The following is a 15,322-nucleotide window of genomic DNA, read 5'->3' as shown; positions in this document are numbered from 1 at the left end:
CCATTTGCATGAGAACCACTTTGCGCTGTTAGTCTTTTTTAAGTTGCTCTATTAAAGCGTCTGTAATACCTGAAGAAGAAAAACCTCCATCGTGCATTAAGTTTTGCATGGTAACCATACGCGTAAAGTCTGAGAAGAACATTACCGTATAATTAGCACAATCTAATGCGCTAGCATTTCCAAGTGGCGACATTTTATCGGCATAATCGAAAAATACATCAAATCCTCCAACTCCAGTGCCCGCAGTGGTCATTGTAGGAGATTGTGAAATGGTGTTGACCCTAACATTCTTCAAGCGAGCAAAACGTTCACCATAACTTCGCGCTATAGACTCTAGCATTGATTTAGCATGGGCCATATCAGAATAATCTGGGAATGTGCGTTGTGCAGCAATGTAAGAAAGTGCCATTATTGAGCCCCATTCGTTCATTGCGTCTAGTTTTTCAGCGGTTTGCATCACTTTGTGAAAAGAGATAGCTGAAACATCTAAGGTTTTTTGCAACCAGTCGTAATTCAAATTGCCATAGTCACGACCTTTTCGAACATTTGGACTCATTCCGATTGAGTGTAATACGAAATCAATCTTACCACCTAGGATTTCCATTGATTTTGTAAAAAGGTTTTCAAGATCTTCTACAGAAGTAGCATCCGCAGGAATAATTTCTGCACCACATTCTTCAGCTAGCTCGTTAATAGCCCCCATACGCATAGCGATTGGTGCATTTGTAAGTGTGAAAGTAGCTCCTTCTGCTTTAGCAACTTGTGCAACTTTCCAAGCAATTGAACGCTCATCTAAAGCGCCAAAAATGATTCCTCGTTTTCCTTTTAATAGGTTATGTGACATATTTCTTTGGTCTTTATTAGCCTGTAAAAGTAAGTATTTGATTTGAGATTGATGAATTTTAAAGCCTCAATATGCGGCAGATATATTCCTGATAACTTAGAATTCAAAATTTGTTCCTAAGACAGGATTTAGGCGGCTTTCATTAGGTGAAACTATTCCATTTATCAATTCACTATATCTGGAATTGAAGTTTTAGCCATTCGTTTATTTAATGTTTGTAATTCAACATTATGAATGATTCGATTTGTATTCCATAGTCCATTTAATTGTTCTGGAATCGAAACGAGCTTAGTACTTACTAAACCTATTTTTTTGTTAAAACAGAAGTTTTTCAATTTAGTTAAAAGATGAGTTTATGACTTCATCAATGCTTTTGCAGAGTCTATTGTCGTAGATGTAACTTGTTTGCCACCAATCATTTCAGCGATTTCGGTTAATCGTTCCTCTTCGTTTAATAGCCTAATTTGGCTAGTAGTAGTTTCCGATGACTGGTCCTTATAAACAAAATAATGTGCCTGGCCTTTGGCAGCTATTTGAGGAAGGTGTGTAATGGTGATCACTTGATGGTTTTTTGCCATCTGTAGCATCATTTCAGACATTCTAATGGCTATTTCGCCTGAAATTCCTGTATCTATTTCGTCAAAAACTACTGTTGGCAAAGCAGTTTTATCAGCCAGTATATATTTGATTGAGAACATTAAGCGTGAAAATTCACCACCAGAAGCTGCTTGTTTTAATGGTTGTGGGGCAACGCCCTTATTAGCAGAGAAAAGTATATCAATTTCGTCTATACCATTAATACTTAAATCCACTAAGCTGTGTTTTAATGAGATTTGAGCATTTGGCATGCCTAATCCGGATAAGAGTTGAGTGGTTTCTTTTGCAAATTGACTGAATATGGACTGACGTTTCTTTGAGAGTTCCATTGCTGCCTTTTCTGCAATTCTAAAAGCTTGGTCTGCTTCTTTTTTTGCTTCATCAATAGCATCGTCAAGGTTGCTAACGCGCAGCACCTTGTTTCCTAAATCTTCATAGATTTTCGTTAAGTCATCGATTGAAGAAACTTGGTGTTTTTGAAGTAGCTTATAGATCAGGTCTAACCTTTCTTGAACCTTAAGCGCCCTTTCAGGATCGTATTCAACGCTTCCTTCTTCGTTTTCTAGTTCAGAAACAATGTCTTTTAATTCAATCGCTAGACTTTCAATTCTTTGATTTAGCGTTTCATAGTTTTCACTATACTTACTAATCTGACTTAATGCTCCTTTAAGTTCATTAAGCATATTTAAAATGCTAATCTCTGCTCGGTCGGCAAGGTTCAATCCATCGAAGAGTTTTGACTTAATCTCTTCTGCATTTTCTAACTTATTTAATTCTGTTTCTAAAGACTCCTGCTCGTTGCTTTCAAGCTGAGCCTTATCTAATTCTTCAAAAAGAAATTGATGATAGTCAGCTTCTTTTCTCATTTCATCACTCTCCTTTATGAGACTTGTGTAGATACCGTATTTCTCCTGATAGTCTCCAAAGAGTGTCTGAAATGTATTAAGTCTTTTTTGGTTTTGCGCTACAGCATCAATTACTTCTAATTGATAACTCTGTTGTGCCAAACGGAGAGTTTCATGTTGAGAATGAACATCCATCAGCCGAGCGCCCAGTCTTTTCAGAAAATCTAAATTGGTCAGGCAATCATTGACAAATGCGCGCGATTTTCCATTGGCATTTATTTCTCTTCTAATAATACACTCTTGGTCAAAATCAATATCAAATTCATTGAAAAGCGATACGAGCTGATATGCTGATATATCGAAATTTGCTTCAATTATGCACTTTTTGGAGTTGTCAAAAAGTACTTTTGTATCCGCTCTTTGTCCGAGTAATAAGCCAAGTGCACCTAGCATAATAGACTTGCCTGCGCCCGTTTCACCGGTAATTATGTTCAAACCTTTGTCAGGGTTGATTTGAAGCTGCTTGATCAGGGCATAGTTCTCTATCGAAAGACTCTTGAGCATAAAGCAAAAGTATCAATTCGAATAGGGAAGTACAATACTAATTCTGTACGATTTTTTGATACTTCGATCGGCGCGTTGGGTCAAGCTTCAATAACTCGTTATAAACGTTTCGTCGGACTTCTAAAGGACCTTTGGAAAATATGTTGATGATCTCGTCATTCTTAGCATCTAAGAAGGCGATCGTTAGAATGGCATTAGGTAAAATTCGGTTTACTTTTTGTATTTCTTGTAGCGATTCAAGTATAATATTTCTTGTTTCGTCTGGGGCAGTTAAAAATTTATCAAGGCCTTGTAAATGGTATTTGTAAAGCGCTTGCCTTATCGGTTCATACTGGCTATTGATACGTAAATTTTCAATTAGCCAATATCGGTTTCTTCTATTTTGAAATTGTCCCCAGCCTGTAGAACCTGAGTTCTGAGCATTATTGACAATTAGCAATGCTCTGTCGAAATGAGGTGTTCCACCAAGCGGGCTAAAACTATCATAGTCTAAACCCAAAGATAGGTTGGCATAGAAGGCTAGAAGAGACGTAATGTTACTGCTGAAATTATTCTCATTGAAAATCATGGGTTGAGATGTCGTGAATTGAAATTCCCAATCTCTGTCCGCAAAATTCAATAGAATGGTCTCATAAGTAGAGCCGTAGGTCGGTCTTAAGACTTGAATTTGTGCGTTAGCTACAAACCGTCCAATACTTGGCTGATCTTGAATGGTAATGATAAGGTTTCCTTTGATCTTTTCTCTATTCGTGAAGCGATCGTCCGTCCAACGCGTGTCATTGAGGAAGCGCTGAAAAGATACTTGCATTTCTGTAAATATCGCCCGTTCAGTAGTCTGAACTACATCGGCGTTTATACTAACTGTGAAATCTAATTCTTGCGATCTCAGTGTAGCCTGAAAAAGCAATAAGCCAATGATGAGAGCAATACTAGACCTTAGCAATAATGGCATCAATAATATCTTTAGCGACTTCCGTTTTAGTCTTTAACTCAAAGTGCTCAATATTATTGGCTTTGTCAATGATTGAAATTTTGTTGGTGTCATGTCCAAAGCCTGCACCTTTGTCTTGAAGGGAGTTCAAAACGATTAAATCGAAGTTCTTAGAATCGATCTTTTTCTTAGCATTCTCAACTTCGTTGTTCGTTTCCAAAGCAAACCCAACATTAAATTGTTGATTACTCTTTTTAGCACCGAGTGTTTTAGCAATATCTATAGTCTTTGCGAGCTCTAACGCCATGCGACTATCTTGTTTTTTTATTTTCTGGTCAGCGGCTTCAGTAGGCGAATAGTCCGCTACTGCGGCAGCAAAAATATTAATATCAGTATTGGCGTAAACCTCATTGCAGGCATCGAACATTTCTTTACCTGATTTTACGGATACCGTGTTTATTCTGGGATGACTTATCGATAGGTGAGTAGGGCCTGATATGAGAGTTACACTTGCTCCTGCATTTGCTGCTTTTTCGGCAAGTGCGTATCCCATTTTTCCTGAAGAATAGTTTCCTATAAAGCGAACCGGGTCAATCGCTTCATAAGTAGGTCCTGCTGTAATCATTACATTTTTGCCGGATAAGGGTAAGTCAGTAGTTGCGAAGCCATTTCTTAAAGCCTCAACAAGGTCTTCAGGCTCAGCCATGCGGCCTGTCCCGATTAGTCCACTTGCGAGTTCTCCATGCCTGGCTTCAATAAGATGATTTCCAAACTCTTTTAATCTTTTAATATTAGACAATACTGATGGGTGTTGATACATGTCAAGGTCCATTGCCGGAGCAAAAAAGACTGGACATCTAGCGGAAAGATAAGTGGCAAGCAGCAGGTTGTCGCACAGGCCATTGGCCATTTTACCAATTGTATTCGCGCTTGCAGGCGCAACTAACATGGCGTCTGCCCAAAGGCCAAGGTCTACATGGTTATTCCATTCACCTTGATCGCCATCGGTAAACACTGAAAAAACAGGGTTCTTAGAAAGTGTGGCAAGGGTTAATGGAGTAATGAAGTCTTTGGCAGCATCTGTAAGAATTACTTTTACTTCGGCTTCTTCTTTAATAAGTAAGCGAACCAAAAAAGCAGCCTTGTAGGCTGCTATGCTGCCGGTGACTCCCACCAGTATTTTCTTTCCTTTCAACATGAAAGATTAGCTATTTTCTGCAGACTCTTTTTCTTCTGCTTCTTTGAATCTGTGATAAATTTCACCGTTCATGAATTCCTCTATAGCCATTGCTGTCGGCTTTGGCATTCTTTCGTAGAACTTAGAAATCTCTATTTGCTCTCTGTTTTCGAAGATTTCTTCCAAGTTGTCAACAGTAGAAGCAAACTCAGCTAACTTACCGTTTAGCTCTTCCTTCATTCCACTAGCAATTTGCTTAGATCTTTTTGAGATGATCGCGATAGATTGGTAAAGGTTACCAGTTTCGTCGCCGATTTTATCTGTATCTCTTGTAATTATTGATTGACTAGCTGCCATAATTAATTTGTTTTCAATTTATTCAATTCGTCTGTTGACTTTTCGTAGTAGTCGTTTACCTGCTTGGTGAATTCACTAACTGGAAAACGATCGATAAAGTCTTTATGATATTCTAATGTTTTTTCAAAACGCTCTTGCCTTCTTTTGGCAATGCTGTTGTTTGCTAATTTAAAGCTTGTTTCTACGCTTAAGAACATCAACTCTTCATTGTACTTTGAATCTGGGAAATCAGACTTGAAAGTTTGGAAGGTAGTTAATGCTGCTTCGAGGTAGTTTCTAAAAGATAGTCCAGTACTTAATTTATAATAGAGTTTAGCTGTTTGGTAGGCCTTGGTTTCGAACCTTACTTGTAGCTCATCTATAATCTCGTTAGCTTCTTCGTAGTATTGAGAAACAGGATATCTGTTCAAGAAATTCTGCATCATCACTACGGCTTCTTCAGAACTTGTTTGTTCTAAATCAGCTCCAGGAGAATCCAAATACATAGAGTATGCTTCCATATATTGAGCTTCTTCTGCCAACGGACTTCTTCCGTATGTGTTATAAAACACACTAAACTGATAGGCAGATAATTGATATAAGCCCATGTAGAACTCAGAGTATGCCCAGTAATACCTTATTTTTTCTGCGTATTCAGTACCCTGATAAATAGGTTGAATTTTTTCAAAAAGCGTCTTTGCCTTTATATATTGCCCTTTTTCATAGAAAGCAATGGCCCCATTAAGGAGTTCAGCGTAGTTGCTAGATTTCTCTAGTCTAGCCATCTGAGTAGTGCAACCCGATGAGAGTATCAGTAGGGCACTTAAAATAAACAGAATAGGGGCTTTTTTCATAAGCGTGCAAAGTTACCAGTATATCGTCACATTTCCAATCAGGATGTGGCTTCAATTAATGATCAAAGAAAATTACTTTTTGGTTGAATTTTAAGGGATTAACCCTTTTTAACGGTCGTATCTCAGGTGCCTAGCTATGTCTCTCAACTTCGGCTTCTCGGATGTTCGCCAATTGAAACCTCTTAATCTCCGATCGATTGGTAGGATTTTAAAACCTGGAATTAATTGGGCATCTACTTCTTGGTATGTCCTTATTTCTGCTACTGTATTATCTTCAAAATAGAGAATCATGTTCGAACACTTCAGTTTATTCATAGAAAGGGCACCATTATCGTCTAAAACGTAATAAATACTTTCGCCATTGCCTGTCACGTCAGTTCTCTGAATTATTCCTTCCTCGAAATGAATTTGCATAAGTTTACCTGATATCTGATTAAAGTTCTTTGTACTGTCTTGCGAAATGACAAAGGATTTTATGGCCAAGTTCATTTTGTCGACCTTATTATTCTTAATCTCAATATTAATGGAATCTGCACTCAGCTGGCTGTCATTGGCCCAAATGACTGGGTCTTGGTACATAAATATTGTCGAGTCTGAAAAATTATAACTCATCGAATCGGCAATGCCCTGTAAGTTTGATTTGAAAAGGCGAACGTCGTGATAGGCTTTTAGGAATTTATTATCAGGGTCACTTTGATCTGAAAAAAGAGTGTCAGCTCTGATAAATAATGAGTCGCCCTGCATCATCTTACGCAGGTAAGCATTCTCGTATGCAATAGCGGTGTTATTCAGCTTATCGTACTTTGCCTTATCACCAAAAATCGTCAACGAATCCTCTTTGGAAACCATGGTAATGTTTTGATAAGCCTTGTAAAGCTTCAAGCTGTCATCGGTAATGAGCGTATCAGCTTCTATATCAAATTCGGTATTAAAAATTCGGCCTTTGTATACCTCAGCGTACTTCTTTTGCCTATTATAGAACAATCCTGTATTCGTCTTTAAAGTATCGGCATCTTGTGTTACGCCAAGTGTTTTGCCAATACTTCTGGTATCAGTATTAATTGTGTTATAAAAGAGGGTGTCAGTTTCTAAATAGAATTCATCATTCGTCATTCGAACGGAATCGTAAAACTCAGATTCTTTAGTGATGTAGTTGTAAAAGCCTCTCTTGCTTGTAAGAATTGAAGTTGGATCAATGAGTTTACCACCGTCGAAATAAGTTCCTATACGTGTAATCCGATCGTAATCAAGCTTGTCTGTATACAGTGTAGCGCTATCATCTTTTAAAACAACATTGTCCCTCAAAAAAGCTTTTCTGACGTTTCCATCATATTTTAAATAGTCAGCTTTTATATCGATAATGTCTACCGTATCGATAATTTTCACGTGACCGAATGCCTGAGCAGAGTTTGTTTGTTTGTTTAAATAGGCTGAGTCGCAGTAGATATTAGTGTTTCCTTGCACTAGCCAAACCGAATCAACAAGCCTCTGAATAGACTGTCCATCGATTTTAACTAAAGTCAATGAGCCAGCCTCTTTCAATTTTACAGTGGTCTGCCCGATCATATTGAGTGGTAAAATGATCAGTAATAAAAAGTAAATGCTGTTTCTCCTCATTTCAACAAGCCGCAAAATTAGTGATTTATGCTATTTTTGACCTATGCATAATAGCTTTTTGGAAGATGTCAAAAAACGTGCCCATTTCGAATGGAGTGGTAAGGTGCTTCTGGCCGTCAGTGGAGGAGTCGATTCGATGGTGCTTTGGCATTTAATGGAAGAATTAGAGATAGACTATGATGTTGCGCATTGCAATTTTCAATTAAGGGGAAACGATTCAGAAGGTGATGAAGACTTTGTTAAGAAACATGCGGATCGACTGGAGGTAAAATGTCACCTGAAAAGTTTCGATACAAAGTCATACGCAACGATCCATAAGGTATCTACACAAATGGCCGCCAGAGATTTACGCTATGAATGGTTTAAAAGACTTTGCCAAATCCATGACTATGAACGTGTCGTTCTGGCACATCATGCAAATGATAACATTGAAACGTTTCTTTTAAATATGGTTCGTGGAACTTCGGTTAAAGGACAAAAGGGCATGTCTCCTGATACTGGCCTTTTATTAAGACCACTGCTTAATCTGACAAAAGAAGACTTATTGAAATATGCAGCACAAGAGAGTATAAAATGGCGTGAAGATTCTAGCAACAATGAAACTTATTATAAAAGGAATTTCATGCGGCATGAAATAATTCCTCGACTCGTAAGCCAAAACCCACAGCTGATTGAGACCATAAAGAGAAACATGCTAAAAAACGCAGAGGTTTTTGAGCTTGCTGAACAGACCATAAACGTTTTAAAAGAAGAGTTAATTGAAACAACAGATCAAGGCGGCGTCAGAATTCTAAAGGAAACTTTAATAGCACGTAAAATTGGCGCTTATACTTTAAGTCAAGTGTTGGAAGCGTATCACTTCAGTTATTCACAATGTCTTGATATACTCTCAGTATTAAATGCACAATCAGGAAAAGTGTTTAGATCCGTTAGTCATCAGTTATTAATAGATAGAGATTATCTAATGATAGCCGAAGTATCTAAGAATGAGTCGTTAGATGTTATTTATGAAATTGATAGTGAGACTTTTGAAATGAATGGTCCTGATCTTTATAAAATAGCAAAGGTCAATTTCACCCAGGATTTAATCATCGATAGAAACCCTAAACATGCCATGTTTGATTTGGAAAAGCTTGAATTTCCAATCAAGGTAAGAAAATGGAAAGAAGGTGATAAAATTCAGCCATTAGGCATGCAAGGAAAGAAGTTACTAAGTGATATTTTGATTGACTTAAAGCTTTCAATATTAGATAAAGAGAAAGTGCATGTGCTTGAGTCTAAAGGAAAGATTGCCTGGGTAATTGGGTTAAGAATCTCTGAAGCATTTAAGGTTGATAAGGGCACTCAACGTCTTTTACATTTCACATTGGCAGATAATTGATGTTTAAGTGGTTAAAAGCTAATAATCATTTACGCACAAATTTTATTTGGGTCATTTGCTTATTACCTTTGCAGCCATAAACGAAATTAATCCAGAGGAATATTATGAAAGTAACTGTTGTAGGTGCCGGAGCTGTAGGTGCCAGTTGTGCAGAATACATTGCACTTAAAGATTTTGCTGCCGAGGTAGTACTTATTGATATTAAAGAAGGTTTTGCAGAGGGAAAAGCCATGGACTTGATGCAGACAGCATCTTTAAATGGTTTTGATACAAAGATTACAGGTGTTACAAATGATTACAGCGCTACCGCTGGAAGCGATGTGGCTGTGATTACTTCTGGTATTCCTAGAAAGCCTGGAATGACGAGAGAGGAATTAATTAGCACAAATGCAGGTATTGTTAAGTCGGTAGCGGCTAGTTTGATAGCTGCTTCTCCAAATGTGATCATTATCGTGGTGTCTAACCCAATGGATACGATGACTTATTTGGTTCACCAAGCTACTAATCTTCCAAAAAGTAAAATTATTGGAATGGGCGGGGCTCTAGATTCTGCTAGATTTAAGTATAGACTTGCTGAAGCGCTTGATTCTCCGATTTCTGATGTTGATGGAATGGTAATTGGTGGCCATAGTGATACTGGAATGATTCCTTTAACAAGATTAGCTACACGTAATAGTGTTCCAGTTTCTGAGTTTGTTTCTGCTGATAGACTTGAAGAAGTTAAGCAAGAAACAAAAGTAGGTGGAGCTACTTTGACCAAATTGTTAGGTACTTCTGCTTGGTATGCGCCGGGTGCTGCTGTATCAGCAATGGTTCAAGCTATTGCCAATGATTCAAACAAAATGTTCCCTTGCTCATGTCTATTGGAAGGGGAGTATGGACTAAATGATATTTCAATTGGAGTGCCTGCATTGATAGGGGCTAATGGAATTGAGAAGATTGTTGAGGTTGAATTAAGCGCAGAAGAGAAAGAAGCCCTAACAACAAGTGCCGAAGCAGTAAGAAAAACTAACGGATTGATTTAATATCAATCAAATAAAATTAAAAAGGGTCATTTCAATTGAAATGACCCTTTTTTTATGTCTTTTAATTTGAATGTTAATTCTTGAAAATCAGCTTGCCAGCATCGTCAACTATTTTATAGTTACTCTGGTTAAGGATTGAGATCATTTCGCTCGTAGTTTTTATATTTTGTTCATCCTTTAAGAAAAAGATTATACCGTCGTCTTTCCCTTTGAGCTTTCGTTTTTTACCAACAGCAATTTTAACATCAGAAACTTTTTCGCCTGATCCATAGGCATTAAGTCCAACATCAAATTGAGCTTTTAAGTCTCCGTTTTTGTAATACTCTTTAAAAGTGCCAAAGAGCTTATTGAAAGTGTACTTCTTCTCACTCTTTTTAGAGCCATCCTTATAAAATTCTGTCGCTATTCCATGGAGTCTGCCTTCGAGAACTCTGTAACGAAATTTCAATTTCTCATTTTCATAATAATCTATTATCTCACCATTGATGAGTCTGTCATCAATCATGTATAAACCATTATCAAACTTTACATCAGAGATCAAGACTTTGTCAGACTTTGATATTTCCGTGTTTGGGTAAAGCAATAAGAAGAATAATAGTGTTTTTGTCAGTAATAATTGCATTTATGTCTAAATTTTCGAATGGCCAATCGCAGTGTCAAAACGAGGTTCAGGCTATCAAAATTCAATATTTTGAGTATAACGTAAAGATCACGTAAAAGTGTCAGATAAACAATACAAAAAAACACAGTATACATCCTATTCTTTGTATGTGACTGACTGTCTACTCATTGTCCTGTCAAGAACCATACCTTTTAGACACAAAATGTTTGTGGTTGGTTTAAACGGAATAAAATATTCTGCTTAAATAGTTTTCAACGTACAAGTCTTTAATTTTATACGTTGTTCAAAAGGGCATTAATAAGAGCATTGAAAAAGGGGAAAGGAATAGCAGTAATCTTAATTGTTTTGGTGGGGGTAATTTATCTCGCACCTTATAAAAAGTCATCTGCCGACAACATAAAACTTATCTTGCCAGAGACGAGTTTGATGACTTTCAGACTTGATAACCCAAATACTTTCTCAAACTTAATTTCAAGCAAACCTTGGTTCAAGCCAATCCAGAAAATCCCGCTAGTGCAACTATTGGTACAAGAAGTTGCGGCAGTAAACGCGCTTAACGAAAATGGTAGTCTAACATCTAAGCTGGCGGAATTAACTACTTGGATATCGCTACATACTACAGCGAGTGATGAATTATCGCCTCTTTTTATCATTAAATCAGAAGGTTTTGATTGGGAAACAGGCCGGATTAAAAACGTTTTAGAACTGTTAGCTAATCAAGAGTTTGCGACATCTGAGCAAGAATTTGATGGGAAGTTGATCACTTTATTTAAGAGTCAAGATTTATCGCTCGCTACTTTAATAGAAGGAGCATATTTAGTGATAGCAGAAAATTCAATCCTTGTTGAAGATGTGGTAAGGGCGATTCAAGATGAGGAAAGTAGGTTGCTAGGTCAAACTGAAAAATTATCTTCCAAAGAAGTTTTGACTATAATTCTCAATACCGAAAGGCTGAAGGAATTTTCCTCAGTCTTCTTTAAAGAAAGGTCATCAAACGCTGCAATCTTTGGTTTGAAAGGTAATATTATTATTGATGCTAAGGTTTCGGACGAAGGATTGACATTTTCAGGTCAAAGTTTAAGGCTAAATGATACTGAAACGACACCAACCGAAATATTTGGAAAAAATTTCATTCCAGAAGTGGCAAGTTCTTTCAGCTGGAAACCTAATAAGGTTGAATATCCTGAACTGGCAGATGCTATAGGGAATGGTTACGCTCAGATAAATTTAGGTACGGCTTCCGATCAGCAAAATGTGTATTTGCTTCCCTTAAAAGACTCAACAACAGTGTCGAATGTATTTAGTAAAATGGCAGAGTCGTTAATGCAAGAAGGCGATTCGGCTGTATACAAAGAGCGCTTTATTACTTCTGACATCGGCTATATAAATGATAAGCAGACAACTGGTCGGTTGATTCAGAGTTTGTCGAAAATATCCAGTGCGCCATTCTATGCTATTCAGCAAAACTTACTACTGATTTCCGAAAACTTGGATGCCTTAAAATCTGTGCTCAATGACTTTGACAATGAGTCGACATGGGGGCGCACAATTGAAAGAAGACGCATTCTTGATGATATTGTTCAAGAAACGGATTTCACATTTATACAGGATTTTGAATTTGCTTCGGATCCGATTAAGAATTCACTAAAGCCAAATTGGGTTATATTCTTTGAAGAAAACCCGGAACTTCTTGATGTACTTGAACTTTTTAAGGTGCAGGTGAATGCTACTAAAAAATCTATGTTGGTTTCAGGCGACTTAGATTTCAGAGAAAACTATCAAACGCAAATCACCAATGTTGACCAGACAATAAATGAAAATGATATAATCGCTAATGTATTTGCTGATAGTGAGATAGTTACAAAACCCTTTGTCGTTAGAAATCACAATAATTCTTCGCTTGAAGTAATTTTTCAAGACAGTAGAAACAACCTCTATTTAACAAATAAAGAAGGAGAAGTCTTGTGGAAAAAGCAGCTTCCTAATAGTATCTCCGGAGATATTCATCAGATAGATTATTATAAGAATAGGAAACTGCAATATCTTTTTTTTGCGGATTCATCCATTTATCTGGTGGATAGAAATGGAACCAATGTAGATGGTTTCCCCGTGAAAACTACAGCCAATCAGCCAATAACAGGTTCAGAGATTATAGACTATGCCAGTAATAAGGAGTATCGATATTTATCAGAAGACAGGAGGGGTAATGTCACTTTACACAATAAGCAAGGTGAGGTATTGGATGGTTGGGCTCCAAGAGTATTTGGATCACCTTTATTACAGACGCCATTTCATCTTCGTATAAGAGGTAGAGACTGTTTTATTGCTGTTGAAACTTCAGGCACTATCCATTTAACGAATAGAAAAGGAGAAGCCTATGCAGGTTTTCCTTTGAAAATTGACGGTCGTTTTGCAGGAGATATTGTGCTTCAGCGAGGTGCAAACTTTGAGCAAACTTTCGTTTCCGTTATGACTGAATCTGGAGAATTCGTTAAAGCAAACCTGAATGGTCAGATTATTTCCCAAAAGCAGTTTGTTCGACCTTCGGTAAATACAAGTTTCAGTTTGATAGATGATGCCTTAAAATCAGACTACGCCGTGGTTAGAAATGATGGACGTGTTTTGACCTTTTTTGATAGCAAACATGACCCTAGCTTTTCAATCGATTATCCGAACTCGCGCAATATTTCGATCGATTTTTATAATTTCAGAAATGGTAAAGAAGTATTCGTCATTAGAGATATTAAAGAAAATGTGATGCGAATAGTCGATCGAAACGGTGAATTTCTAACACCAATAATCCAGAACAGTGGTCGAATTAGCGTACTTTTTTATCAGAATAGGCTTGAGTACGAAGTCTTTGTTAAATTCGCCAATCAGATGAATGTTTATGCTGTTAAACCGATTTAAGAACCTCCGCGCTTTCTATTTTTTAGTACTGCTTTTAGGCTCATGCGCTTATTTAAATGGCCAAACTGATGAATTGCCAGATGTTTTCAGTAACCCATACGAGGCTATTTACAATCAACTTTTTTATTTACAAGAAGAGACAAGAAATCCAGCACAGTCTTCAAAATCTCTATTTAAAGGAAATAGAACACAAAAAGAATTAGAACAGCTAGCTATAGAATTGAAGCAGGTCTTCGATGGTTCTGGTAACTTCATTCGGCTAGAAGATGTTCCAAGGGATAGCGATTATACTGACTCCCTCAACAACAACAAACCACGCTACACCCTCATCAGCGAATTCCCCGATATTTATGTGCAGAAGTACGATAAAGGATGGCTGTTTTCAGATAGATCGGTATCTGAGATTGATAAAATTCATAAAGAAGTGTATCCCTATGGTACTGACAGGTTGTTGAATCTGTTACCAAAATTGGGTAACAAGAAGTATTTAGGGCTTCATTTATGGCAGTATCTTGGCATACTGGTCATTATTACATTAGGTTTTGTAATCCATCTATTACTTACCTTAGTCATTAGAATATTGCTCGTAAGGCTGATGCATCGGTATGGTAAGGTGGATTTGGCGCGCGATGTGCTCATTCCAGCAGCTAAACCATTCAGCTTGATGATAGTGGCTGAAATGTCGAAGATTCTAATCCCAACAATACAACTACCACCTTATATAGCCATTAACCTTATTTTAATAGCAAGGGCCTTAGTACCGCTTTTCGCAACCATCTTCTTCTATAAGCTGGTAGATATCATTGGCATATATTTCACCAAGATGGCTGAAAAGTCAGCTAATACGCTCGACGATCAGCTTGTGCCTCTTATTAGAAAGATATTGAGGTTCTTTGTCGTAATAGTTGGGTTTATTGCCATCCTAAATAGCTTTAAGTTTGACATCTGGCCTTTACTAACGGGACTGTCCATTGGTGGTTTGGCCTTCGCTTTAGCGGCACAAGACACTTTAAAGAACTTCTTCGGGTCCTTAATGATCTTCATCGATCGACCTTTCCAGATAGGTGATTGGGTTACCTCCGGCGAAATAGATGGTACAGTCGAGGAGGTGGGTTTCCGGTCTACTAGAATTAGAACTTTTCGAGATTCTGTGATGTACGTGCCGAACAGCATCATTTCTAATAGCAATGTAGATAACCATGGTTTAAGAAAATACAGAAGGTTCTATACTAAACTATCGGTAACCTACGATACCCCAGCCAGATTGATCGAAGTTTTTGTGAAAGGAGTAGAGCAGATTGTAGAAAGACATCCAAATACACGAAAAGATTATTACAATATTTTTTTAAACGACTACGCATCCAGTTCTCTAGATATCATGCTCTATATCTTTTTTGAAGTTCCCGATTGGAATGCCGAATTAAGGTGCAGACAGGAGATAATGTTAGACGTAAATAAACTAGCGGAACATTTGGGCGTTCGTTTTGCATTCTCTACGCAAACGCTAATGATTGAGGAATTACCAGGCCAGAAAACATTGACACCTCAATACAGGCAATCAAAGGAGGAAATGAAAAAAGAATTGGATTCGTATTTCAAAAACCAAATCAAAGAGTAAA

General features: G+C 37.4%; 12 protein-coding genes. 4 read left to right on the top strand and 8 right to left on the bottom strand.

Annotated features, from left to right (window positions below; genetic code table 11):
- Positions 1 to 28 precede the first annotated feature (28 nt).
- From JXQ92_RS07295 to JXQ92_RS07265, 7 genes are all read right to left on the bottom strand, one after another.
- Positions 29 to 844, bottom strand: a complete 816-nt coding sequence (locus tag JXQ92_RS07295) for an enoyl-ACP reductase FabI (RefSeq protein ID WP_421985944.1) — start codon at positions 842 to 844, stop codon at positions 29 to 31.
- 353 nt (positions 845 to 1,197) lie between these two features.
- A complete protein-coding gene (gene recN, locus JXQ92_RS07290) occupies positions 1,198 to 2,850 on the bottom strand; it encodes a DNA repair protein RecN (protein WP_421985943.1) in 1,653 nt (550 codons plus the stop codon).
- 37 nt (positions 2,851 to 2,887) lie between these two features.
- Positions 2,888 to 3,802 (bottom strand): DUF4835 family protein, encoded by a 915-nt coding sequence (locus JXQ92_RS07285; protein ID WP_421985942.1) that lies wholly within the window; start codon positions 3,800 to 3,802, stop codon positions 2,888 to 2,890.
- Positions 3,780 to 4,979: a bifunctional phosphopantothenoylcysteine decarboxylase/phosphopantothenate--cysteine ligase CoaBC gene (gene coaBC / locus JXQ92_RS07280; protein WP_421985941.1), complete on the bottom strand. Its 1,200-nt coding sequence runs from the start codon at positions 4,977 to 4,979 to the stop codon at positions 3,780 to 3,782. Before coaBC ends, JXQ92_RS07285 begins: the two co-directional genes overlap by 23 nt.
- Before the next feature lie 6 nt (positions 4,980 to 4,985).
- A complete protein-coding gene (locus tag JXQ92_RS07275) occupies positions 4,986 to 5,315 on the bottom strand; it encodes a DNA-directed RNA polymerase subunit omega (protein WP_421985940.1) in 330 nt (109 codons plus the stop codon).
- Between the two features lie 2 nt (positions 5,316 to 5,317).
- Complete coding sequence (locus JXQ92_RS07270; protein ID WP_421985939.1) at positions 5,318 to 6,148, bottom strand: outer membrane protein assembly factor BamD; 831 nt, start codon at positions 6,146 to 6,148, stop codon at positions 5,318 to 5,320.
- Between the two features lie 108 nt (positions 6,149 to 6,256).
- On the bottom strand, positions 6,257 to 7,780 hold the full coding sequence (locus JXQ92_RS07265) for an OstA-like protein (RefSeq protein ID WP_421985938.1): 1,524 nt from the start codon (positions 7,778 to 7,780) through the stop codon (positions 6,257 to 6,259).
- A 28-nt stretch (positions 7,781 to 7,808) separates the two neighbouring features.
- On the opposite strand from JXQ92_RS07265, the gene tilS reads away from it, so the two are divergent.
- On the top strand, positions 7,809 to 9,146 hold the full coding sequence (gene tilS / locus JXQ92_RS07260; protein WP_421985937.1) for a tRNA lysidine(34) synthetase TilS: 1,338 nt from the start codon (positions 7,809 to 7,811) through the stop codon (positions 9,144 to 9,146).
- A gap of 104 nt (positions 9,147 to 9,250) precedes the next feature.
- A complete protein-coding gene (locus tag JXQ92_RS07255; RefSeq protein ID WP_421985936.1) occupies positions 9,251 to 10,171 on the top strand; it encodes a malate dehydrogenase in 921 nt (306 codons plus the stop codon).
- 73 nt (positions 10,172 to 10,244) lie between these two features.
- Here JXQ92_RS07255 and JXQ92_RS07250 read toward each other — a convergent pair whose 3' ends face one another.
- Complete coding sequence (locus JXQ92_RS07250) at positions 10,245 to 10,793, bottom strand: toxin-antitoxin system YwqK family antitoxin (protein WP_421985935.1); 549 nt, start codon at positions 10,791 to 10,793, stop codon at positions 10,245 to 10,247.
- A 306-nt stretch (positions 10,794 to 11,099) separates the two neighbouring features.
- On the opposite strand from JXQ92_RS07250, the gene JXQ92_RS07245 reads away from it, so the two are divergent.
- Both JXQ92_RS07245 and JXQ92_RS07240 read left to right on the top strand, forming a co-directional pair.
- Entirely contained in the window at positions 11,100 to 13,703 is a 2,604-nt protein-coding gene (locus JXQ92_RS07245) for a hypothetical protein (RefSeq protein ID WP_421985934.1), read from the top strand.
- Positions 13,684 to 15,321 (top strand): mechanosensitive ion channel family protein, encoded by a 1,638-nt coding sequence (locus JXQ92_RS07240; RefSeq protein WP_421985933.1) that lies wholly within the window; start codon positions 13,684 to 13,686, stop codon positions 15,319 to 15,321. The genes JXQ92_RS07245 and JXQ92_RS07240 overlap by 20 nt, the downstream gene beginning before the upstream one ends.
- The last annotated feature ends 1 nt before the right edge of the window (position 15,322 follow it).

It is taken from the genome of Roseivirga sp. (assembly GCF_049099775.1).
In the GTDB taxonomy this organism is placed as follows: Bacteria; Bacteroidota; Bacteroidia; order Cytophagales; family Cyclobacteriaceae; genus Roseivirga.
The sequence above is the reverse complement of the archived record's forward strand: the minus strand, read 5'-3'. Positions and strand labels throughout refer to the sequence as shown.

What these genes read in the sequence shown, in the direction of transcription:
- JXQ92_RS07255 (WP_421985936.1), top strand. Translation starts at nt 9,251, where the DNA reads ATGAAAGTAACTGTTGTAGGTGCCGGAGCTGTAGGTGCCAGTTGTGCA.
- JXQ92_RS07295 (WP_421985944.1), bottom strand. Translation starts at nt 844, where the DNA reads ATGTCACATAACCTATTAAAAGGAAAACGAGGAATCATTTTTGGCGCT.
- coaBC (WP_421985941.1), bottom strand. Translation starts at nt 4,979, where the DNA reads ATGTTGAAAGGAAAGAAAATACTGGTGGGAGTCACCGGCAGCATAGCA.
- JXQ92_RS07270 (WP_421985939.1), bottom strand. Translation starts at nt 6,148, where the DNA reads ATGAAAAAAGCCCCTATTCTGTTTATTTTAAGTGCCCTACTGATACTC.
- JXQ92_RS07275 (WP_421985940.1), bottom strand. Translation starts at nt 5,315, where the DNA reads ATGGCAGCTAGTCAATCAATAATTACAAGAGATACAGATAAAATCGGC.
- JXQ92_RS07250 (WP_421985935.1), bottom strand. Translation starts at nt 10,793, where the DNA reads ATGCAATTATTACTGACAAAAACACTATTATTCTTCTTATTGCTTTAC.
- tilS (WP_421985937.1), top strand. Translation starts at nt 7,809, where the DNA reads ATGCATAATAGCTTTTTGGAAGATGTCAAAAAACGTGCCCATTTCGAA.
- recN (WP_421985943.1), bottom strand. Translation starts at nt 2,850, where the DNA reads ATGCTCAAGAGTCTTTCGATAGAGAACTATGCCCTGATCAAGCAGCTT.
- JXQ92_RS07285 (WP_421985942.1), bottom strand. Translation starts at nt 3,802, where the DNA reads ATGCCATTATTGCTAAGGTCTAGTATTGCTCTCATCATTGGCTTATTG.
- JXQ92_RS07240 (WP_421985933.1), top strand. Translation starts at nt 13,684, where the DNA reads ATGCTGTTAAACCGATTTAAGAACCTCCGCGCTTTCTATTTTTTAGTA.